Genomic DNA, 20,988 nt, shown 5'->3' on the forward strand with positions numbered 1-20,988 from the left:
CGCACCTCTCCGAACTCGGGGATCGTCACGGTGTTCTCGTCGAGCAGTTGGAGCAGGAACGCCTCGAACTCGTCGTCGGCACGGTCGATCTCGTCGACGAGCAGCACGCACGGCGACGAGCGCAGCGCCGTCAGCAGCGGCCTGGCAAGCAGGAACCGCTCGGTGTACAGCGACTGCTCGGCGTCGTCGACGTTCAGCCTGCCGCCCTCGGCGGCCTCGAGCGCGCGCAGATGCAAAAGCTGCCGGGGGAAATCCCATTCGTACAGCGCCTGCGCGGCGTCGATGCCCTCGTGGCACTGCAACCGCACCAGCGGCAGGCCCAGGCTCTCCGACAGCGCCACGGCGAGCGACGTCTTGCCCGTGCCGGGCTCGCCTTCGCAGAACAGCGGCTTGCCCATGCGCAGGGACAGGAACGCGGCGGTGGCGACCCCGTCGTCGGCGAGGTACCCAATGTCTTCGAGCAGCGCCGCCAGTTTGGCCGGCGACGCCACGTGAGGCACGGACGTCTCGGCCTCGGCAGGCGAGGTGGAGCGGGCTGCGGCGGGTTCGCGTGTCACGTCTTCACCCTAGGCACTGTCGGGGTGCGAGCGGCAACCTTCTTACGGGTCAAGCAGCTCGGGCGTGTCGGCGTCGCGCCCGCCGCCGATGTCCCCGCAGTCGACGAGCTGCACGTCGTCGCGGGCGCGCAGCCAGTCCCGCGCACCCCGGTCGCCCGCCGCCTGCGTGGCGATCTCCGCCCACCAGCGGCGCCCGAACAGCACGGGATGTCCGGGGATCCCGGCGTACGCGGCACGCGCGACCACGTCCGTGCCGGCGTACCCGCACATCCGCGCGACGACGTCCGCACCGACGTCGGGCAGGTCGACGAGGTGGACGAGCGCCGCCACCGGCGGTGGATCGGCGTCGGCGAGCGCACGCAACCCCGTCCGCAGCGATGCGCCCATGCCCTCGGCCCAGTCGCCGGCAACCACCGCCCGTGCCCCGGCGGGGACCAGCGGGCGGGCCTCGTCGGCGCGGGCACCGAGGACGACGACCACCGGATCGCAGCCGCCCTCGAGCAGGGCGTCGGCGGCACGGGTCACGAGCGCGTGGCCGCGATGCGCCGCGAGGGCCTTGGGCATGCCGAAACGTCTGCCCTCCCCCGCGGCGAGCAGTAACCCGGCGGTCATGCGCGTGGCGGAGCGACGGCGGCCAGGTCGGCTTCGATACGGGCGGCCGCGTCGCGCAACGGCGGCAGCAGTTCGGCCCGCATCGCCTCCGGGCTGCGGCGGGAGGCGTGCGTGGACAGATTCACCGCCGCCGCGACCGCGCCGTCGGCACCGTGCACGGGCACCGCGATCGACCGCAGGCCGTCCTCCAGCTCCTGGTCGACGAGCGCGTATCCCGCCTCGCGCACGGCAGCGAGCTCGCTGCGCAGCGCCTGGGCCGAACCGGTGGTGCGATCGGTGAACCGGTCGAAACTGGCCGCGGTCAGGTAGGACTCCAACACGTCATCGGACAGCCCGGCCAGCAGCACGTGCCCCATCGACGTGGCATGAGCCGGGAAGCGCGTGCCGACACTGATGGTCACGGCCATGATCCGCGACACCGCCACGCGTGCGACGTAGACGATGTCCGTGCCGTCGAGCACCGACATGGAGCTGGATTCACTCACCTCGGCCGACAGCCGTTCCAGGTGGGGCTGCGCCAGCCCGGGCAGCGACAGCGAGGACAGGAACGAGTAGCCGAGTTCGAGGACCTTGGCGGTGAGCGAGAACTGCCGGCCGTCGCTGCGCACGTACCCGAGGTCGACGAGCGTGAGCAGGAACCGGCGCGCGGCGGCGCGGGTCAGGCCCGTGGCCTTCGCGACCTCGCTGAGCGTCAGCTGCGGTGTCGCGGGGCCGAACGCGGTGATGACGGCCAGTCCGCGTTCCAGCGACTGCACGTGGTGCGTGCCCCTGCCCCCGTCGACCGCGTCCGGCGTGCCGTCGGCACCTGCTGCTCCATCCATAGGGGCCCCAACCTAGCCGGATCGCCTCACGCCTTCGCGAGGTGCGTGGTGATCAGCTCGGTGAACCGTTCCGGCTGCTCGACGTTACCCAGGTGCGCGGCGTCCGGGACGACCTCGAGCCGCGCGTCCGGAACGGCGTCGGCGATGACCCTGCCGTGACCGTCGGGCGGGGTCGCCGGGTCGTCGGCACCGGCGACCACCAGGGTCGGCACCGGGATCGACGGCAGTCCGTCGAGCAGATCCATGGTGCCGATGGCGTGGCAGCACGCGGCGTACCCGGCCGCGGGCGTCGCGGCGGTCATGTGGTGGTACTCGCGGCGAGCCTGCGGATGGGCGGCCAGCCAGCCGGGGGTGAACCACCGTTCGACGCTGCCGTCGGCGATCGCCGTCATACCCTGCTCGCGCGCGACCCGGCCGCGTTCGGCCCACGACTCCGGGGTGCCGAGCTTCGCCGACGTGCAGCACAGCACGAGGCTGCGCAGCCGCTCGGGTGCGTGGATGCCGAGCCACATCCCCGTCATGCCGCCGAGTGACAGTCCGACGAAGTGCGCGCGGTCCACCCCGAGACCGTCGAGCAGTTCGACCACGTCGCCACCGAGATCGGCCATGGTCACGTCCCCGTCCGGGACGCCGGTGCGGCCGTGACCGCGCTGGTCGTACCGGACGACCCGGTAGCCCGCTCGCACCAACGGCTCGACCTGCGGCTGCCACATCGTCAGGTTGGACCCGATCGACCCGGACAGAACCACGACGTCCCCGTCGGCGGGTCCCTCGACCTCGCTGTGCACCTGCATGCGTTCTCCCTCGCTGTCCACTTCGGCCCGGCCCGCTTCCGGAGCGGGCCGGGCGCCGGTCTCAGGCGTCGAGCACGACCGCCAGGCCCTGCCCGACCCCGATGCAGATCGCGGCCAGACCGTACCCACCGCCGCGGCGCCGCAGTTCGTGGGCGAGGGTGCCGAGGATCCTGCCGCCGGAGGCGCCGAGCGGATGGCCGATCGCGATGGCCCCACCGTTGACGTTGACGATGTCCGGGTCGAGCTCGGGCCAGTCGGCCAGACATGCCAGGGATTGTGCGGCGAACGCCTCGTTCAGCTCCACCGCGGCCAGGTCTCCCCAGCCGATGCCGGCACGCTGGAGTGCGATCTCGGCGGCACGCACCGGGCCGATGCCGAACACGTCCGGGTCGACCCCGGCGGCACCACGGCCTGCGATGCGGGCCAGCGGGGTGGCGCCGATCCGGTCGGCGCCCGCCCGGTCACCGAGCAGCAGCGCCGACGCACCGTCGTTGAGCGGCGAGGCGTTGCCCGCGGTGATCGTGCCTTCCGGACGGAACGCCGGCTTGATCTTCGCCAGCTTGTCCACAGTGGATTCCGGCCGGATTCCCTCGTCCCGCGTCAACTCGGTGCCGGGAACCGGAACGACATGGGTGTCGTAGAACCCGTTGTCCCACGCCTTCGCCGCGTTCACGTGACTGCGGACGGCGAACTCGTCCTGCGCCTCCCGCGAGATCGTGTACTGCTCGGCGACGCGTTCGGTCGACTCGCCGAGCGACACCGTCCACCGCTCCGGCATCCGCGGGTTCACCATCCGCCAGCCGAGCGTGGTCGAGTGCAGCTGTTGATTCGTCGCGGGGAAGGCCTTCTCCGGTTTCTGCAGGACCCATGGGGCGCGGCTCATCGATTCGACACCGCCCGCCACGGCCAGGGACGCGTCGCCGACGGCGATGGTCCGGCTCACCTGCATCGCGGCGTCGAGGCCGGACCCGCACAGCCGGTTGACGGTGCCGCCGGGGACGGACGTCGGCCACCCGGCGAGCAGCGAGGCCATGCGCGCCACGTTGCGGTTGTCCTCGCCTGCCTGGTTGGCGTCACCGAGCAGCACTTCATCCACTGTGGCCGGATCGAGGCCGCTGCGCTCCTGCAGCGCCGACAGCACGTGAGCGGCCAGGTCGTCGGGCCGAACCCCCGACAGCGAGCCGGAGTACTTGCCGAACGGCGTACGGACGGCGTCGAGCACGAAGACGTCGGTCACCGCGAAGCCTCCTTCAGTGTGCGCAATGTGGACAGTTCGGCCGCGGTCGGTGCCTCGGTCCGCGTCAGATCCGGCGAGATCTGCAGGTCCCACCCGGTCGCGGCACGCACGTCCTCGACCTCCACACCGGGGTGCAGTTGAGTGAGAACCAGCTCGGCCGTCTCCGGATCGGGCCGCAGCACGCCGAGGTCGGTGATCACCAGGGTCGGACCGGCTCCCGGCAGGCCGAGCCGCTCCCGGTCACCCTTGCCCGAACCGTGACCGACGGACGTCACGAAGTCGACCTTGTCGACGAAACTGCGCGCGCTCTGGCGCACCACCACGAAGACCTCGCGGCACGATGCGGCGATCTCCGGCGCACCGCCCGCACCGGGCAGCCGCACCTTCGGGTCGGTGTAGTCGTCGCCGATGACCGTCGTGTTGATGTTGCCGAACCTGTCCAGCTGCGCGGCACCGAGGAACCCGACGTCGATGCGCCCCGGCTGCAGCCAGTAGTTGAACACCTCGGGCACGCCGATCACGGCGTCGGCCGTTTCGGCCAGCACACCGTCACCGATCGACGACGGCAGGACGTCCGGTTTGGATCCGAGCGTGCCGGACTCGTAGATCAGCACCAGGTCCGGCGCGTGGGTCCGCCGTGCGACGTTCGCCGCCGTCGACGGCAGCCCGATACCGACGAAACACCGCTTGCCGTTCTCCAGCGCACGGGCCGCGGCGATCGACATCATCTCGTCGGACGTGTACTCCGGCTGCGCGCCGGACACAGCGGTCGTGGATGCGGCCCCGGTCATCGCACACCCTCCTTGTCGCCGGTCGTCTCGGTCGCGAACCGTCCCGCGAGCACCTCGTCGCGGACCCAGGTCCGGAAGGTGTCGCGGTCGCGGCCGATGGAGTCCCAGTACTTGTAGTAGGCGTTGTCGCGTTCGGAGTAGCCCTGCGCGTACGACGGGTGAGCGCCGCCGGGAACCTCGGCCACGGCGGTGACGGCCCAGTGCGGCAGGACGACCTGGCCGGCGACGGGCTCGAGCTCGTCGACGACCTCCTCAACCGTCACGAGACTGCGCTCGGCGGCCAGCACGGCCTCCTTCTGCACGCCGACCAGACCCCACATCTGCACGTTGCCGGCGCGGTCGGCACGCTGCGCGTGGATGATCGACACGTCGGGGTTGATCGCGGGCACCGCTGCGAGCTCCTCGCCGGTGAACGGGCAGGTGATCCACTTGATCGTGGCCGTGTGCTCCGGCAGATCCGTGCCGCGATATCCGCGCAGCACGGCGAACGGCAGGCCGGACGCACCCGCGACGTACCTGTTGGCCATGCCCGCGTGGCTGTGTTCCTCGATCTCCAGCGGCACCGGCCACGCGTGCTGCACCGCATCGCGGAACCGGTGCAGCGAGCCGACGCCCGGGTTACCTCCCCACGAGAAGATCAGCTTCCGCGCGCAGCCCGCACCGATGAGCTGGTCGTACACGATGTCCGGCGTCATGCGGACCAGCGTCAGGTCCTTGCGCCCCTGCCGGATGATCTCCTGCCCCGCCGCGTGCGGGATCAGGTGCGTGAATCCTTCGAGCGCGACGACGTCACCGTCGCGCACCAGTTCGCCGACCCCGTCGGCCAGCGACACGATGTCCGCCACCTTCTGCCACCTCGTTCACCCGATACCGGCGGCACCGTCACCGCCGTGGTCGTCGCACGCGCACGCCCGGTCGGCGCACGGGAGCGTGCACGCAGCCAACGCGCGCGGCCCTGCTTCGCCTCACCGGTGTTCGTATAACGCACGAGTGTTCTTTATATGAACATACGCCGTGGCGGAACATCCCGTCAACACACGGCGCTGCCGAGCCCTGCACGTCCGTGCCGCGCACGACAGCGCCCCCGCGGCCACAGAGTGGGCCGCGGGGGCGCTGCTGACGAACCGTCGTGGGATCAGGTACTGCCACCGGATTTCTCGGACGAGTCCCCGCCGCCGGGGTCGCCCGCACCGGACGCCGACTCGGCGGTGTTCTCCGCGGGCCTGGTGTTCTCCGAGTGCGCGGCGGTCTCGGTCGCGGGCCCATCGCCGGAGTCGTCGACATCGGACGGTGCCGTTCCCTGCCGCGTCGCCGGTCCACCGTCGGCGGCATCGGCATCGGCATCGGCATCGGCATCGGCGTCCGCGTCACCGTCGCCGGAGGAGATCGCGGTGCCGGACTCGGATTCGGCGGCGTCACCGTCACCGTCTCCGACGTCCGGATCGTCCGGGCTGCGCAGCGTTTCCGGCGCTTCCCGCGGCCCCTTGGCCCGCGCCAGGACGAAGTACGCCACGGCGCCGAGGAACACGAGCGCGGACACCCACACGTTGACGCGCTGGCCCAGGATCTCGTTGGCGGGGTCGGTGCGCATGAGCTCGATCCAGAAGCGGCCCGCGGTGTATCCCGCGACGTAGAGCGCGAACACGCGCCCGTGGCCGAGCCGCAACCTGCGGTCGAGCCAGATGATCAGCAGCGCGACGCCGAGGTTCCACAACAGCTCGTACAGGAAGGTCGGATGCACGACCTCGACCGGCACGTCGTTGATCGCCACCCCGCCGAGCGGATCCTCGACGGCGGGGTTGTCCGGCGACACCCGCCGGTAGATCTCCAGCCCCCAGGGCAGATCCGTGGGCCCGCCGTAGAGCTCCTGGTTGAAGTAGTTACCGAGGCGCCCCACCGCCTGTGCGATCACGATGCCGGGCGCGACGGCGTCGGCGACCGCGGGCAGCGGGATTCCCCTGCGGCGGCAGGCGATCCACGCACCCACCGCGCCGAGGGCGATCGCGCCCCAGATGCCGAGTCCGCCCTCCCAGATGTACAGCGCGCGGATCGGATCGCGACCCTCACCGAAGTACAGGTGGTGGTCGGTGATGACGTGGTAGAGCCGGCCACCGATGAGACCCATCGGCGCGGCCCACACCGCGATGTCGATGATCGTGCCCTTGGTACCGCCACGTGCCTGCCAGCGGCGCTCGCCGAGCCAGATCGCGACGACGATGCCGAGGATGATGCAGAGTGCGTACGCCCGCAGCGAGAACGGGCCGATCTCCCAGACGCCACGGTCCGGACTGGGAATGGTGGCGAGGAAGGCAGAAGAGGCGGTACTCACAGGGTCACCGTAACGTGGCGCACCCGGGCGGGCTCGGCCGCGTCACGCACGCGGCCGGCGCACGCCCTCGGCCAGCTCCTTCGTCAGCGCGGCGACCGCATCGGTGCCCTCGCCGGCCTTCGTCACCAGCGCGGACCCGACGATGACGCCGTCGGCGAACGCCGACACCTCGGCGGCCTGATCACCGGAACGTACGCCCAGCCCGACACCGACCGGCAGGTCGGTGTGCGCCCGGGTGCGGTTCACGAGTCCCTGCGCCGCGGCTCCGACGGTGTCGCGGGCGCCGGTCACGCCCATCACCGCGGTGGCGTAGACGAATCCGCTCGCGGCCGCGGTGGTCAACGCGATGCGCTCGTCCGACGACGACGGCGCCACGAGGAAGATGCGGTCCAGGCCGTGGGTGTCCGACGCGGCGATCCACTCCGCTCCCTCGTCGGGCGTGAGGTCCGGCGTGATCAACCCGAGGCCGCCCGCTGCGGCGAGATCACGGGCGAACGCGTCGACCCCGTAGTGGAACACCGGGTTCCAGTACGTCATCACGACCGCGCGGCCGCCGCGATTGGCGACCGATTCGACGACCTCGAACAGGTCCTTGAGGCGGAACCCGTTCCGCAGCGCCGTGTCGGCCGCAGCCTGGATCGTCGGTCCGTCCATGACGGGGTCCGAGTACGGGAATCCGACCTCGACCAGGTCCGCGCCGGCGTCGACGGTCGCGGCGAGCAATTCCTTGGACTCGGCGACCGTCGGGTACCCCGCTGGCAGATAGCCGATCAACGCACCGCGGCCCTCACCGCGGGTCTGCGCGAACAGCTCGTCGATGCGGCTCACACGCCCTCCACGAGGTTGAAGTACCGGGCGGCGGTGTCGACGTCCTTGTCGCCGCGGCCGGACAGGCTGACCACGATCAACCCGTCCGGGCCGAGTTCCCGACCGAGCTGCAGCGCGCCCGCAAGCGCGTGAGCGGACTCGACCGCGGGAATGATGCCCTCGGTCTTCGACAGCAGCTGGAAGGCGTCCATCGCCTCGTCGTCGGTGACGGCGCGGTACTCGGCGCGGCCCACATCCTTCAGATGTGAGTGTTCGGGGCCGACGCCCGGATAGTCCAGGCCCGCCGAGATCGAATAGGCCTCGATCGTCTGCCCGTCGTCGTCCTGGAGCAGGTAGGACAGGGCGCCGTGCAGCGTGCCCGGCGTGCCCTGGGTCAGGGTCGCGCCGTGCTCGCCGGAGTCGAGTCCCTTGCCGCCGGGTTCGAGGCCCACCAGCCTGACGTCGGCGTCGTCGAGGAAGCCGTGGAAGATGCCGATCGCGTTCGATCCACCACCGACACAGGCGGCGACGGCGTCCGGGAGCCGGCCCGTCCGTTCGAGGATCTGCTCGCGGGCCTCCTGGCCGATGACCTTGTGGAAGTTCCGCACCATCACCGGAAACGGGTGCGCCCCGGCGGCGGTGCCCAGCAGGTAGTGCGTGGTGTCGACGTTGGTGACCCAGTCGCGCAGCGCCTCGTTGATGGCGTCCTTCAGGGTGCGCGAACCGGTCCCCACCGGAACGACCTCGGCGCCGAGCAGCCGCATACGGGCCACGTTGAGCGCCTGGCGCTCGGTGTCGACCTCGCCCATGTACACGACGCACTCGAGGTCGAGCAGGGCGCAAGCGGTCGCGGTGGCGACACCGTGCTGACCGGCGCCGGTCTCGGCGATGACGCGCTTCTTGCCCATCCGCTTGGTCAGCAGCGCCTGGCCCAGCACGTTGTTGATCTTGTGGGAGCCGGTGTGGTTGAGGTCCTCCCGCTTGAGGAAGATCCGCGCACCACCGGCGTGCTCGGCGAATCGCGGCGCCTCGGTCAGCAGCGACGGCCTGCCCGCGTAGCCGGAGAGCAGCCGCTGGAACTCCGCGGTGAACTCCGGGTCGTGCTGTGCCTTGTCGTATTCGGCGGCCAGTTCGTCGAGCGCGCCCATGAGCGCCTCGGGCAGGAACCGGCCGCCGTAGTCACCGAAGTGACCGCGGGCGTCCGGGTCGTGCTGTGACGACTGTGAAGCGGTGTCGGCCATCCCGGTCACCGGCTCGGACGCGGACAGGCGGGGTGCGACCCCGCGGTGACGAGCTGCACCAGTGCCGCCTTCGGATCGTCGGTGCTCACGAGCCCCTCGCCGACCAGCACGGCGTCGGCCCCGTGGCCCGCGTAGGCCATCAGGTCGCCGGGACCGCGGACGCCGGACTCTGCGATCTTGAACGTCTCCATCGGCAGGCCGGGCGCGAGCCGTGCGAAGACGTCCCGGTCGACCTCGAGGGTGTGCAGATCGCGGGCGTTGATGCCGATGACGGACGCGCCCGCCTCCAGCGCGCGGTCGCACTCCTCGGCGTTGTGCACCTCGACCAGCGCGGTCATGCCCAGCGATTCGACGCGGTCGAGCAGTGCGGCGAGCGCGTTCTGCTCGAGAGCGGCGACGATGAGCAGCACCATGTCGGCGCCGTGCAGTCGGGCCTCGTGCACCTGGTACGGGCTGACGATGAAGTCCTTGCGCAGGATCGGCACGTCCACGGCGGCCCGGACGGCGTCGAGGTCGGCCAACGACCCGCCGAACCGGCGCTGCTCGGTGAGCACGCTGATGACGCGTGCGCCCGCGTCCTCGTAGTCCTTGGCCAGCACGGCAGGATCGTGGATCGCGGCGAGGTCGCCCTTCGACGGGCTCTTCCGCTTCACCTCGGCAATGACGCCGATGCCCGATTCCTGCAGCGAACCCATGACGTCCCGTGGCGCGGGAGCCTCCGCGGCACGCTTCTTCAACTCGTCGAACGGCAGCGCCGACTCACGCTCGGCCAGGTCGGCCCGCACGCCCGCGACGATGTCCTCGAGAACGCTCACCGGTCGACCTCACCGGGTGCCGGGGCCGTTGATTCACTCGCAAGGTGGCTCACAAAAACCTTCCCCTTCCCGCTCTACCGATGCTAACCCGCGGGCTCGTCCAGACCGGGCAGCGGGTCGGCAACAGCCCGGCCCACCACGGGTTTCACTCGGGGTGGCCATCGCGCGGCCGGTCGGCACCCGGGGGGCCACCGGGCTCGATCTCGTTGCCGGGCCCGGCCGCGGCGTCCGGCCCGGTTGCGTGCCCGGACGCAGCCGGATCCCCGGAGGCGGCCGCGGAGTCGGTCGGATCGTCACCCCCCGACAGTGCGTCCCACAGCTCCAGCTCGGGGTCCGTCGCCGCCCCGCGGTCCCCGGGAGCCGAGTACTTCGCGCCCATGCGTGCCATCCGGTGCCCGCGCCAGACCAGCACCGCACCCGCCAGCGCGAGGCAGGCGCCGCCCGCGACGGCGGCAGCAGGGCCCCAGAACGTCCACACCGGCTCAGCCGTGCGGCCCTCGTAGCCAGGGGCCCACCCGGACCAGGCGATGTCGCGGGTGTCGCCAGCGAGGGCCAGGTACACGGTCCACGCGCCGACGACCGCCAGCAGCACGCCCAGTGCCCGCCGCGCCGCACCGCGCAGGGCGAGCGTCGCGGCGACGGCCGCGAGCGCCAGCAGTGCGATCGGCACCGGCCACTGGACCAGCTCGCCGCCGGTGAAGTCGTCGGCCAGCCTGCCGTCGACCGTGCGGCCCTGCGGCACCTCCAGCCACACCAGCCCCGAGGCGCCCCAGAGTGCGCCCGAGCCGAGCAGCAGCACGACCACGACGGCCCACAGGGATCGCTTGTCCTGCCCGGCGGGCCCTGCTGCCCCTCCTCCGGCGGCAGGGGCCTCCTCGGCACCGTGCGGGCCGCCCTCGTGGTCAGACACCGTCGTCGCCCGTCCTTTCCACGGGCGGCAGCGTGTCCACTGGTCGCAACGTGTCGGCCGCCGCGACGGCCGACAGCACGGTGCGGGCCTTGTTCAGAGCCTCGGTGTCCTCGTAGTCGGGTTCGGAGTCGGCGACGACACCGCCGCCAGCCTGGACGTAGGCCACTCCGCCACGCACCAGGGCCGTACGGATCGCGATGGCCGTGTCGGCGTTGCCGGCGAAGTCGAGATAGCCCACGACGCCGCCGTACAGCCCGCGCCGGGTCGGTTCGAGCCGCTCGATGAGCTCCATCGCCCGCACCTTGGGTGCACCGGAGAGTGTGCCGGCAGGAAAGCACGCGGCGACCGCGTCGATCGCCGTCGCCTCGTCGGCGAGCTCACCGGTCACGGTCGACACGATGTGCATGACGTGGCTGTAGCGCTCGATGGCGAAGAAGTCGACCACCTGCACCGAACCGGGCTTGCACACCTTGCCGAGGTCGTTGCGGCCGAGGTCGACGAGCATCAGGTGCTCGGCCCGTTCCTTCTCGTCGGCGAGCAGTCCCTTGGCCAGCTGGGCGTCCTCCTCGGGATCGGCGCCGCGCCAGCGGGTGCCCGCGATCGGGTGCGTCGTGGCCTTGCCGTCGCGCACCGTCACCAGCGATTCGGGACTCGAGCCGACGATGTCGAACCCGTCGAGGCGCAGCAGGTACATGTACGGGCTCGGGTTGGAAGTGCGCAGGACCCGGTAGATGTCCAGCGCATCGGCACCGGTGCGCAGTTCGAACCGTTGCGACGGCACGATCTGGAACGCCTCGCCCGCGTGGATGGCCTCCTTCGCCGCCTCGACGGCCGCGTGGAAGTCGTCCTTGGTGCGGGCCCGGTCGAACTCGGGAGCCGGCCGGTCGAACACCGCGTTCGTGGCGGGCGCGGGCGCGCCGAGCCGTGCGGTCATGGCGTCGAGTCTGCGAACCGCGTCCTCGTAGGCGGCGTCGACCCGTTCCGGACTGTCGTCCCAGTTCACCGCGTTGGCGATGAGCGTGACCGTGCCCTCGTGGTGGTCGAACGCCGCCAGGTCGGTCGCCAGCAGCATCGTCACCTCGGGAATGTCGAGGTCCTTCTCGGCGATCTCCGGCAGCCGTTCGAGCCAGCGCACGGCGTCGTAACCGATGTAGCCGACCATGCCGCCGGTCAGCGGCGGCATTCCGGGCAGCGGCTCGGTGTGCAGCGTCTCGAGCGTCTCGCGCAGTACCGCCAGCGGGTCGCCGCCCGTGGGCAGGCCCGCCACCGGGGTCCCCGTCCATACCGCTTCGCCGTCGCGCACGGTCAGCGCCGACGGGCTGTGCACGCCGATGAACGACCATCGCGACCAGGACTCGCCGTTCTCCGCCGACTCGAGCAGGAACGTGCCGGGGCGGTCCTCGGCGAGCTTGCGGTACAGGGCGACGGGCGTGTCGGCGTCCGCGAGCACGCGGCGGACGACCGGGATCACGCGCCGGTCCTCGGCGAGTTCGCGGAACTCCGAGGCCGTCGGCGTGACAGCGCCCAGGCCTGCACGGGCGGCCTCGACGGAATGGGCAGTGACCATGGGGTTCATTGTGCCGTCGCTGCCCGCCGGGCCCGGCGGTGGGATCGGTGCCCGCGGATCAGCGATGATGGCGGGGTGACCAGCACACCCCACCGCACCGCCGACGACGGATCCCGGCGCCGCGGCCGCAGGCCCGCCGGCGAGGACACGCGCACCGCGTTGTTGGAGGCCGCACGCGCAGAGTTCGCCGACGGCGGGTTCGGCGGAGCGACCGTGCGCGCGATCGCGACCCGCGCGGGCGTCGACGCCGCCATGGTCAATCACTGGTTCGGCGGCAAGGACCAGCTGTTCGCCGAGGCGGTGCTGCAGGTGCCGTTCGATCTGGCCGAGGTGGTCGCCACCGTCACCTCCTACGGCCGCGACCGCCTCGGCGAAGGCATCGTCCGCACGTTCGTCGGACTCTGGGACGGCGCGGGCGGCGACCGCTTCACCGCACTGATCCGCAGTGTCACGGCCAACCCCGAGGCGATGCGCACGCTGCGCGCCGTGCTGGTCGCCAAGGTGATCGGCCCGGTCGCGGCCGCCGCTGACACCGACCGCCCGGAGCTGCGCGCGTCACTGTGCGCGAGCCAGGTGGTCGGCCTGGGTATGGCGCGCTACGTCGCCCGGTTCGAACCGCTCAGTTCGGCCGATCCGGACACCGTCGTCGCGGCGGTCGCCCCGACCCTCCAGCGTTACCTCACCGGCGACCTCGACCACCCGTGACCGGCGGCCGTCGCGGGTGAGGGGTGTTCGGGGTCAGCTCGACTGTGCGTCGTCGGCCAGCAGGAGATCGGCGTCGAAGCACGTCCGCGCGCCCGTGTGGCACGCGGGCCCGGTCTGGTCGACCCGCACCAGCAGCGTGTCGCCATCGCAGTCCAGCCGGACCTCACGCACGTGCTGCACGTTGCCCGAGGTCTCGCCCTTGACCCACAGCTGCTGCCTGCTCCGCGAGAAGTAGGTCGCGCGACGCGTCGTGAGCGTGCGCGCGAGCGCCTCGTCGTCCATCCACGCCACCATGAGCACGTCGGACGTCGCGTGATCGACGACCACGGCGCACACGAGCCCGTCGGCACCCCGTTTGAGCCTGCCGGCGAGGGCCGGATCGAGGCCCGCCTCCCCCGCGCTCACCGGATCTCCACGTTTCCGGCCTTCAGGGCCGTCTTGACGTCGCCGATCGTGAACTCCCCGAAGTGGAACACGCTGGCGGCGAGTACCGCGTCGGCGCCCGCGTCGACCGCGGGCAGGAAGTGCTCGACCGCGCCTGCGCCACCGCTCGCGATCACCGGCACCCGCACCGCCGCGCGCACGAGCCGCAGCAGTTCGAGGTCGAAACCGGCCTTGGTGCCGTCGGCGTCCATCGAGTTCAGCAGGATCTCGCCGACGCCGAGCTTTTCGCCCCGTACCGCCCATTCCACCGCGTCGATACCGGTGCCCTGCCGCCCGCCGTGCGTGGTCACCTCGAAACCGGACGGGGTCGGCTCGCCGCCGTCGGGCACCCGGCGGGCGTCGACCGACAGCACGACGCATTGCGCGCCGAACCGTTGGGAGGCCTCCCGCAGCAGTTCCGGGCGGGCGATCGCCGCCGTGTTGATGCTGACCTTGTCGGCGCCCGCGCGCAGCAGCCGGTCGACGTCGTCGGTGCTGCGCACACCGCCTCCGACGGTGAGTGGGATGAACACCTGCTCGGCGGTGCGCCGCACCACGTCGTAGGTGGTCTCGCGGTCGCCCGAGGACGCGGTCACGTCGAGGAACGTCAGTTCGTCGGCGCCTGCGGCGTCGTAGGCGCGCGCCAACTCGACGGGGTCGCCCGCATCACGCAGGTCGACGAAATTGACGCCTTTGACGACACGTCCCGCGTCGACGTCGAGACACGGGATCACCCTCACCGCAACGGACATGCCCCCAGAGTAGGTAAGCCGTGCGGAGCGCGTCCGGTTGGGCGGTGGTGGGAGACGGGCGTGCCTAGGTAAGCCGCGCGACACGCGTCCGTTCAGGCGGTGTGGGAGGCAGGCGGGCATCACTGCGGCGGCGACGGGGAAGCCGGTGTGCACAGAAGGGATCCGCGGTCGCCCGACGCGATCATCACGCGCGGTGTCGCCCGGGCTCGACCGGCGGTCCTGCGTACGATCCCGTGATTGTGACGGCAGACGGAGCAATGGTCGCAACCCGAACGGCGGCGGAGACCGCGCACCCGCAGGAGAAGTCGGCGTCCGGGGCGGCGCGCCTGCCGCGGTGGCGCTCGCGCCTGCAGGGCGCGGCAGCCGTGGCCGCGGGTTCGGCCATGATCGGCGCGCACGGTGCCTACTACGGCAACTGGATCGTCGACGACGCCGCGATCACGTTCTCCTACGCGCGCAGTTTCTCGGAAGGCCTGGGCCCCGTCGTGCAGGCCGGGGCCCAGCCGGTCGAAGGGTTCTCCAACGTCACGTGGACGCTGTTGCTCGCGCTGGCCCGACTCGTGGGCCTGTTCGACCACGGCACGATCTTCGGGATCCCCGACTACGTCCTGCTGCCGAAGGTGCTCGCGCTCGTGCTGTGCGCGGGCATCCTCACCGCGTGCCATGCCGCGCTGACCCGGGTGCTCGTGCGGCCGTGGCTGGGGACCCTCGCCGTGGGCGGCCTGCTCGCGATGACGCCGTCGTTCGTGATCTGGGTGGTCTCGGGGCTGGAGAACGCTCTCTACGGGCTGCTGATCACGACGCTGGCAGTGCTGGTGTTCCGTGCGGTACTGGACGATGCCGTGCTGCGGTGGCGGCTGGCGGTCGGTGCGGGCCTGCTCGCCGCACTGGCGGCACTCACGCGGCCCGAGGGGCTGATCTACGGCGGTGTGTATCCGCTGGTCGTGCTGGGGACGCTGTGGCGGTCGCGAGGAGCGCCGGTGTCGACGGCGGTGCGGTACATCGCGCTGTCGACGGCGGCGTTCGTCGGTGCGGCCGGTGCGTACTTTCTGTGGCGCCGGGTCACGTTCGGCGAGTGGCTGTCGGCGCCGTCGATCGCGAAGTCCCAAGGTCTTCCGTATCCGACGGACCTGCCGAAGGCGGGGCAGATCGTCGGCTATGCGGGCGCACCCGCGATCCTGCTGGTCTGCGTGTTCGTCGGGATGCTGCTGGCCAGGCCGCCGTGGTGGCGGCGCGGGCTCTTCGCACTGCTGGTGCCGCTGGGACTGGGGCTCGTCGCGTTCACCGTGCTCGAGGACGACTGGATGGGGCACCTGCGGTTCGCCACGCCGATCTGGGTTCTCGGCGCGCTCACCGCGGTGCTGGCGGCGGCCGAGGTCGTACGGCGCGTGCGGGGCGGGGCCCGAGCGGCGGTCGTGACCGGGATGGTGGTGGCGCTGGTGGCGAGCGGGTCGTCGTTCGCGGTGGCCGCCTACGACTTCCGCCGCGCGCCGACGTTGTCGGCCTGTCACGTGGCGGATCGCTACGGCCGCGCGTTCAACGGCTACGCCGACCTGCTCGGCCTGGACCGCGCGTCGCTACTGCTGCCCGATCTCGGCGGCACCTCGATGACCAGCAGGCTACGGCTGGTCGACATGGCCGGGCTGACCGACGTCCGCATGGCGCACATGATCCGCAACGAGGACAGGGCGGGCACGAAACGCTACGTCTTCGACGAGGTCCGGCCCACGTTCATCCACACTCGCCTGCCGTGGACGGGCGGGGGTGATCTCACGGAGGATCCGCGGTTCACGCGCGACTACGTGCGGATCTTCGCCGAGCCCGGGCATCCGTGGCCGGACGGCGATTGGGTCCGCCGGGACGTGGTACCCGACTCGGCGACGCTGGAACGGCTGCGTGCCTACGCCGGGGCGACCGCGGGGCGCGTCGCCGACGCCTCGGTGGCTCCGACCAGTTCGTGCGGCGACACCCTGGGCGTCGGCTCGACGCTACGCCCCGCCCCGCCCGGAGGCCCCGCCGGCCGCCCCGGCGAATAGGCTCGCCGGCGTGAGCGAACTGGAACGGCTCGGTGCCGAGAAGTACGTGCTGCTGACCACGTTCCGGCGGTCGGGCACGGCGGTGCCGACCCCGGTGTGGATCGCGCGCGACGGCGACGAGCTCGTGCTCTACAGCGCCCGCGACGCAGGCAAGGTCAAACGCATCCGTGCGAGCGTCGAGGTCGAGGTGATTGCGTGCGACGTGCGCGGCGCCAACACCCATGGCGACACCGTGCACGGGACGGCCAGGGTGCTCGACGAGACCGGCAGCGCTCGCGCCCGCGAGGCGATCGCCCGCAAGTACGGGCTGTTCGGCAAGCTCGCGATGCTGGGCAGCAGGCTCCGAGGCGGGACGTCCCGCACCGTCGGCATCGCCATCACCCTGGCCGCATGACCCCGTCAGGGAACGGGCACGTCGCGGCCGTTCAGACCGCGGCGACGGCTTCGAGGGCTTCCGGCAGGGTGAAGGCCTGGGCGTAGAGCGCCTTGCCGATGATCGCACCTTCGACGCCGTCGCGTTCCAGTGCCGCCAGCGACCGCAGGTCGTCCACACTGGACACACCACCGGAGGCGATGATCGCGGCATCGGTGCGGGCCGTCACCTCGCGCAGCAGGCCGACGTTCGGCCCCTTCAGCGTGCCGTCCTTGCTGACGTCGGTCACGACGTAGCGCTGGGCACCGTCGTGGTCCAGACGGTCCATGACCTGCCAGAGGTCACCGCCGTCCTGGGTCCAGCCGCGGGCGGCGAGCCGGTACCCGTCCTCGCCGATCCGCACGTCCAGGCCGATCGCGACCCGGTCGCCGTACTCGGACACGACCTTCGCGCACCAGTCGGGCGATTCGAGCGCCGCCGTGCCCAGGTTGACCCGCCGGGCGCCGGTGGCGAGCGCGGCCTTCAGCGACTCGTCGTCGCGGATACCGCCCGACAGTTCCACCGCGGCGTCGAGCTTCGCCACGACGTCGGCCAGCAGCTCCCGGTTCGATCCCTTGCCGAACGCGGCGTCGAGGTCGACCAGATGCACCCACTCGGCACCGTCGCGCTGCCAGGTCAGCGCCGCCTCGAGCGGCGATCCGTAGGACGTCTCGGTGCCGGCCTCGCCCTGCACCAGGCGTACGGCCTGGCCGTCGGCGACATCAACGGCGGGAAGGAGTGTCAGCGTCACGGTTGCCAACTCTAAGGCCCGGCTCCGCCGATCGGCCTACAGGGGCAGTCGCCCGCATCGGACCGGCACCGACGGCTCCCGGCACCGGGGCCTACAGCGCGGTGACCCAGTTGCGCAGCAGCTGCGCCCCCGCGTCGCCGGACTTCTCCGGGTGGAACTGGGTGGCGCTCAACGCGCCGTTCTCCACGGCGGCGACGAAATCCTCGCCGTGGTGGGCCCACGTCACCCGCGGCTGCGTGCCGCCGAGCTCCGACTGCAGGGTCCACTCGCGGACCGCGTAGGAGTGCACGAAGTAGAACCGCTCGCCGGGGTCGATGCCGTCGAACAGCCGCGACCCCTCCGGCGCCCGCACCGTGTTCCAGCCCATGTGCGGGAGGACGTCGGCCTCGAGCCGTTCGACCGTGCCCGGCCACTCCCCCGTGCCCTCGGTCTCGACACCGTGCTCGACCCCGCGCTCGAACAGGATCTGCATTCCGACACAGATGCCCAGCACGGGCCTACCGCCCGCGAGGCGTTTGCCGACGATGCGGTCCCCCTGCACCGACCGCAATCCCTCGGCGCACGCCGCGAACGCGCCGACCCCGGGCACGACCAGCCCGTCGGCCTCGAGCGCGGCATGCGGATCCGCGGTCACCTCGACGTCGGCACCCGCGCGCTCGAGGGCGCGTTCGGCACTGCGGAGGTTGCCCGATCCGTAGTCGAGAATCACAACTGAAGGCACGGTTCCAGGCTACCCGGCGCGCCGTGGCGCCACCGCTACCGGCAACAGCGCCAGTGACCACGCCGCGAGCAGGCCGAAGGCCACGGCGTACGACGTGCCGGACACGATGGCGCCGACGGCGACCGCGCCCAGTCCCTGACCCGCGTCGAACGCCACGTTCCACGAGATGCTCGCGCGGCCGGCCGACGTGCGCTGGAACATCGACACGAGCGAGTCGTTCTGCACGGCGCCGAAACCGATGCCGAACACGATCATCGACATCACGACGAGCCAGACCGGGCCGCCCTCGCTGAACAGCGCGTAGCCCGCCAGACCGAGACCCGACAGGGCCCTGCCCGGTGTCAGCAACCGGCCGGTCCACCGGGTGCCGAGCCTGCCGGCCGCCCAGCGCGACAGGGTGGTGGCGAGCGGCATCAGCAACAGCGCGACGGACGAACCCGGGGCGAGCAGCAGGATCGGGGTGAACGTCGCCAGGGCGCCGAGACCGGTCGAGGCGGCGAGCATCGGCAGCCACGGCCGCCACGTCTCCCGCACGGTCGGAAGGAAGCCGCCGCCGCGCTCCGGTTCCGTACTGGGCCGGGCGGGTGGCAGGAACACGGCGGGCAGGAGTGCGAGCGCGGGCAGCACGGTCGCGAGCAGGAACACGGCGACGAAACCCCAGTGCTCGGCCAGCCACGGACCGGCGGGCAGCCCGATGAGCTGCGGCAGGCCGGTGGCGAGACCGTAGATGCCCGAGCCGCGAGGAACGGCGGCGGGCGGCAGGAGTTCGGCGATGAGCGCGCTGCCGCACACGGTCAGCAGGCCGAACCCGATGCCGCGCAGCAGCGAGAGCGTCAGGATGCCCTCGGGGGAACTCCACTCGATCAGCACCGGGGTGGGCACGCCGAGGAACGCGATGCCGGCGAGGATCGCCGTGCGGTAGCCGTAGCGGCGCACGAGCAGGCCCGTGCCGAGCTGGGTCACCACGGTGCTGGCCATGAACACGCCGGTGGCGGCGCCCGCGGCGAACGTGCCCGCTCCCTGGCGGACCGCCCACAGCGGGACGACGGGCAGCAGCAGCGAGAAGCCGGTCAACGCGAGGGCGGTCGCGACGAGCGACAACCGGAACGGCCCGTGCCGCCACGGCGACTCGTCGCGGGGCCGGGCCTCGGATGCGTCGTCAGGCATGGCGACAGTTCTAGTACGTGCGTACAGCTCCCACCAGGGGCGGGCGCAGGGAACGTGTGCAGGGCCTCACCGTAGGGCCTCACCGCAGAGCGGCCCACGAGGTCAGCTCGTCGGCGGTCCACGTGTTCACGATCCGGTCGGGGGTCACGCCGCATTCGCTGGCGCGCACGCAGCCGAACGGCAGCCACGACAGCTGTCCCGGCGCGTGCGCGTCGGTGTCGATGGCGAACCGGCATCCCTCCTCCTGCGCGAGCCGCAACAGCCGCCGCGGCGGGTCGAGCCGCTCCGGCCGCGAGTTGATCTCCACGGCGACGTCGAACTCCCGGCAGGCCGCGAACACCGCCTTCGCGTCGAACTGCGATTCGGGCCTGCCCCGTCCGGCGACGAGCCTGCCGGTGCAGTGGCCGAGGATGTTCACCCGCGGGTTCGCCACGGCCGTCAGCATCCGCTCGGTCATCTCCGCCGCGGACATCCGCAGTTTCGAATGCACGCTCGCGACGACGACGTCGAGCTGTTCGAGCAGGTCCGGATCCTGGTCGAGCGAACCGTCGTCGAGGATGTCGACCTCGATGCCGGTGAGGATCCGCAGCGGGGCGAGGCGCTCGCTGCACTCGGCCACGACGTCGAGCTGTCTGCGGAGCCGCTCGGCCGACAGGCCGCGGGCGACCGTCAACCGGGGCGAGTGGTCGGTGAGCACGAGATACTCGTGACCGAGCGCGCGGGCGGCCTCGGCCATCTCCTCGATGGAGCTGCCGCCGTCGGACCAGTCCGAGTGCGTATGGCAGTCCCCGCGCAGGGCTGCATGCAACGGCCCGCCGTCCGGGATGCCTGGTGCACCGCGCGATTCCAGGTCCGTCAGATATGCCGGTTCCCTGCCCTGCACGGCCTCGGCGACGACCCCCGCGGTCGTCTTCCCGATTCCGGCGAGTTCGGTCAACGTGCCGGCCTCGACCCTGCGGGCCAGCTCCCCGTCGGGTAGGTCCGCGACCACGGCGGCGGCGTTGCGGAAGGCCCGCACCCGGTAGCTCGGCTCCCCGGAGCGTTCCAGGTGCAGGGCGATCTGGCGCAGCACGTTCACGGGGTCCATCGCTCACCTCGCCGGTTCGGCGGCTCACCCGGCCGCGGGACTCGTCCGGCCGCAGGGTCCGCCGGCCGGGCCGGTCGCGGTCGGCGTACTACGATCCGGTGACGTCATTATCGTGGACAGCGGCGGTTTTCACGCGGCGCTGCCGATCACCGGATCCGGTCGGCGTCCGCACCCGGCGTGACCGTGCCCTCGGCCATCCGGCCCAGTGCACCCTACGACCGTCGTAACCCGTTCCGGCCTGCGAGAACGAGCTGCGGTGGTCCGACGGGGGTCGCGTCGGACCACCGTGCACACAGGCCGTATCTTGACCCGGTAGTCGGGGTCCGTTATTGCACGCACAGCGCGTGGAGGGGTTGTTTTGCCGCAGGAACCTCGGTGGCCAGGGCCTTCGGAATCGCAGCCGAACGAGTGGCCCGAATCCCACACCGAGCAGACCGATATTCTGCCCGCCGT

22 protein-coding genes are annotated in these 20,988 nt (G+C 71.7%); 3 read left to right on the top strand and 19 right to left on the bottom strand.

What is annotated here, in order from left to right; genetic code table 11:
• The 13 genes from FB384_RS23525 to FB384_RS23585 form a co-directional block, all read right to left on the bottom strand.
• Window positions 1-500, bottom strand: a 500-nt coding sequence (locus tag FB384_RS23525) for an AAA family ATPase (protein ID WP_323985424.1), incomplete at its 3' end; no start/stop codon positions are given.
• A 99-nt stretch (window positions 501-599) separates the two neighbouring features.
• Window positions 600-1,169, bottom strand: coding sequence for a nucleotidyltransferase family protein (locus tag FB384_RS23530; protein ID WP_183787025.1), 570 nt, complete (start codon window positions 1,167-1,169; stop codon window positions 600-602).
• Window positions 1,166-1,990: an IclR family transcriptional regulator domain-containing protein gene (locus FB384_RS23535; protein ID WP_183787026.1), complete on the bottom strand. Its 825-nt coding sequence runs from the start codon at window positions 1,988-1,990 to the stop codon at window positions 1,166-1,168. Before FB384_RS23535 ends, FB384_RS23530 begins: the two co-directional genes overlap by 4 nt.
• A gap of 26 nt (window positions 1,991-2,016) precedes the next feature.
• The gene (gene pcaD, locus FB384_RS23540) at window positions 2,017-2,784 is read right to left on the bottom strand and encodes a 3-oxoadipate enol-lactonase (protein ID WP_183787027.1); all 768 of its coding nucleotides are present in this window, start codon (window positions 2,782-2,784) and stop codon (window positions 2,017-2,019) included.
• Between the two features lie 61 nt (window positions 2,785-2,845).
• Window positions 2,846-4,021, bottom strand: a complete 1,176-nt coding sequence (locus FB384_RS23545; protein WP_183787028.1) for a thiolase family protein — start codon at window positions 4,019-4,021, stop codon at window positions 2,846-2,848.
• Entirely contained in the window at window positions 4,018-4,812 is a 795-nt protein-coding gene (locus FB384_RS23550; protein ID WP_183787029.1) for a CoA-transferase subunit beta, read from the bottom strand. Before FB384_RS23550 ends, FB384_RS23545 begins: the two co-directional genes overlap by 4 nt.
• Complete coding sequence (locus FB384_RS23555) at window positions 4,809-5,657, bottom strand: CoA transferase subunit A (RefSeq protein ID WP_183787030.1); 849 nt, start codon at window positions 5,655-5,657, stop codon at window positions 4,809-4,811. Before FB384_RS23555 ends, FB384_RS23550 begins: the two co-directional genes overlap by 4 nt.
• A gap of 290 nt (window positions 5,658-5,947) precedes the next feature.
• A complete protein-coding gene (gene lgt, locus FB384_RS23560) occupies window positions 5,948-7,141 on the bottom strand; it encodes a prolipoprotein diacylglyceryl transferase (protein ID WP_183787031.1) in 1,194 nt (397 codons plus the stop codon).
• Between the two features lie 42 nt (window positions 7,142-7,183).
• The gene (trpA, locus tag FB384_RS23565; protein ID WP_183787032.1) at window positions 7,184-7,969 is read right to left on the bottom strand and encodes a tryptophan synthase subunit alpha; all 786 of its coding nucleotides are present in this window, start codon (window positions 7,967-7,969) and stop codon (window positions 7,184-7,186) included.
• Complete coding sequence (gene trpB, locus FB384_RS23570) at window positions 7,966-9,189, bottom strand: tryptophan synthase subunit beta (RefSeq protein ID WP_183787033.1); 1,224 nt, start codon at window positions 9,187-9,189, stop codon at window positions 7,966-7,968. Before trpB ends, trpA begins: the two co-directional genes overlap by 4 nt.
• Window positions 9,190-9,194: 5 nt before the next feature.
• Window positions 9,195-10,004, bottom strand: a complete 810-nt coding sequence (trpC, locus tag FB384_RS23575; protein ID WP_183787034.1) for an indole-3-glycerol phosphate synthase TrpC — start codon at window positions 10,002-10,004, stop codon at window positions 9,195-9,197.
• Window positions 10,005-10,149: 145 nt separating this feature from the next.
• On the bottom strand, window positions 10,150-10,914 hold the full coding sequence (locus tag FB384_RS23580; protein WP_183787035.1) for a Trp biosynthesis-associated membrane protein: 765 nt from the start codon (window positions 10,912-10,914) through the stop codon (window positions 10,150-10,152).
• On the bottom strand, window positions 10,907-12,481 hold the full coding sequence (locus FB384_RS23585) for an anthranilate synthase component I (protein WP_183787036.1): 1,575 nt from the start codon (window positions 12,479-12,481) through the stop codon (window positions 10,907-10,909). Before FB384_RS23585 ends, FB384_RS23580 begins: the two co-directional genes overlap by 8 nt.
• A 75-nt stretch (window positions 12,482-12,556) precedes the next feature.
• On the opposite strand from FB384_RS23585, the gene FB384_RS23590 reads away from it, so the two are divergent.
• The gene (locus tag FB384_RS23590) at window positions 12,557-13,186 is read left to right on the top strand and encodes a TetR/AcrR family transcriptional regulator (protein WP_258936098.1); all 630 of its coding nucleotides are present in this window, start codon (window positions 12,557-12,559) and stop codon (window positions 13,184-13,186) included.
• Window positions 13,187-13,219: 33 nt separating this feature from the next.
• Here FB384_RS23590 and hisI read toward each other — a convergent pair whose 3' ends face one another.
• Both hisI and hisF read right to left on the bottom strand, forming a co-directional pair.
• The gene (gene hisI, locus FB384_RS23595; protein WP_183787038.1) at window positions 13,220-13,591 is read right to left on the bottom strand and encodes a phosphoribosyl-AMP cyclohydrolase; all 372 of its coding nucleotides are present in this window, start codon (window positions 13,589-13,591) and stop codon (window positions 13,220-13,222) included.
• Window positions 13,588-14,361 (bottom strand): imidazole glycerol phosphate synthase subunit HisF, encoded by a 774-nt coding sequence (hisF, locus tag FB384_RS23600; protein ID WP_183787039.1) that lies wholly within the window; start codon window positions 14,359-14,361, stop codon window positions 13,588-13,590. Before hisF ends, hisI begins: the two co-directional genes overlap by 4 nt.
• A 257-nt stretch (window positions 14,362-14,618) precedes the next feature.
• Between hisF and FB384_RS23605 the strand changes: the two genes are divergently transcribed.
• Both FB384_RS23605 and FB384_RS23610 read left to right on the top strand, forming a co-directional pair.
• On the top strand, window positions 14,619-16,397 hold the full coding sequence (locus FB384_RS23605) for a hypothetical protein (RefSeq protein WP_183787040.1): 1,779 nt from the start codon (window positions 14,619-14,621) through the stop codon (window positions 16,395-16,397).
• 10 nt (window positions 16,398-16,407) lie between these two features.
• The gene (locus tag FB384_RS23610; protein ID WP_183787041.1) at window positions 16,408-16,791 is read left to right on the top strand and encodes a PPOX class F420-dependent oxidoreductase; all 384 of its coding nucleotides are present in this window, start codon (window positions 16,408-16,410) and stop codon (window positions 16,789-16,791) included.
• 31 nt (window positions 16,792-16,822) lie between these two features.
• Here the strand turns inward: FB384_RS23610 and priA are convergent, their stop codons facing one another.
• From priA to FB384_RS23630, 4 genes are all read right to left on the bottom strand, one after another.
• Window positions 16,823-17,560: a bifunctional 1-(5-phosphoribosyl)-5-((5-phosphoribosylamino)methylideneamino)imidazole-4-carboxamide isomerase/phosphoribosylanthranilate isomerase PriA gene (gene priA / locus FB384_RS23615; RefSeq protein ID WP_183787042.1), complete on the bottom strand. Its 738-nt coding sequence runs from the start codon at window positions 17,558-17,560 to the stop codon at window positions 16,823-16,825.
• Between the two features lie 91 nt (window positions 17,561-17,651).
• Window positions 17,652-18,281 carry an imidazole glycerol phosphate synthase subunit HisH gene (gene hisH, locus FB384_RS23620; RefSeq protein ID WP_183787043.1) on the bottom strand — a complete coding sequence of 210 codons (630 nt, stop codon included), beginning with the start codon at window positions 18,279-18,281 and terminating at the stop codon, window positions 17,652-17,654.
• Between the two features lie 9 nt (window positions 18,282-18,290).
• Window positions 18,291-19,448 carry an MFS transporter gene (locus tag FB384_RS23625; RefSeq protein ID WP_183787044.1) on the bottom strand — a complete coding sequence of 386 codons (1,158 nt, stop codon included), beginning with the start codon at window positions 19,446-19,448 and terminating at the stop codon, window positions 18,291-18,293.
• Window positions 19,449-19,527: 79 nt separating this feature from the next.
• Window positions 19,528-20,535, bottom strand: a complete 1,008-nt coding sequence (locus tag FB384_RS23630) for a PHP domain-containing protein (protein ID WP_183787045.1) — start codon at window positions 20,533-20,535, stop codon at window positions 19,528-19,530.
• Window positions 20,536-20,988 lie beyond the last annotated feature (453 nt).

Origin of the sequence: Prauserella sediminis, from assembly GCF_014195435.1 — a bacterium.
Classification (GTDB): domain Bacteria; phylum Actinomycetota; class Actinomycetes; order Mycobacteriales; family Pseudonocardiaceae; genus Prauserella; species Prauserella salsuginis.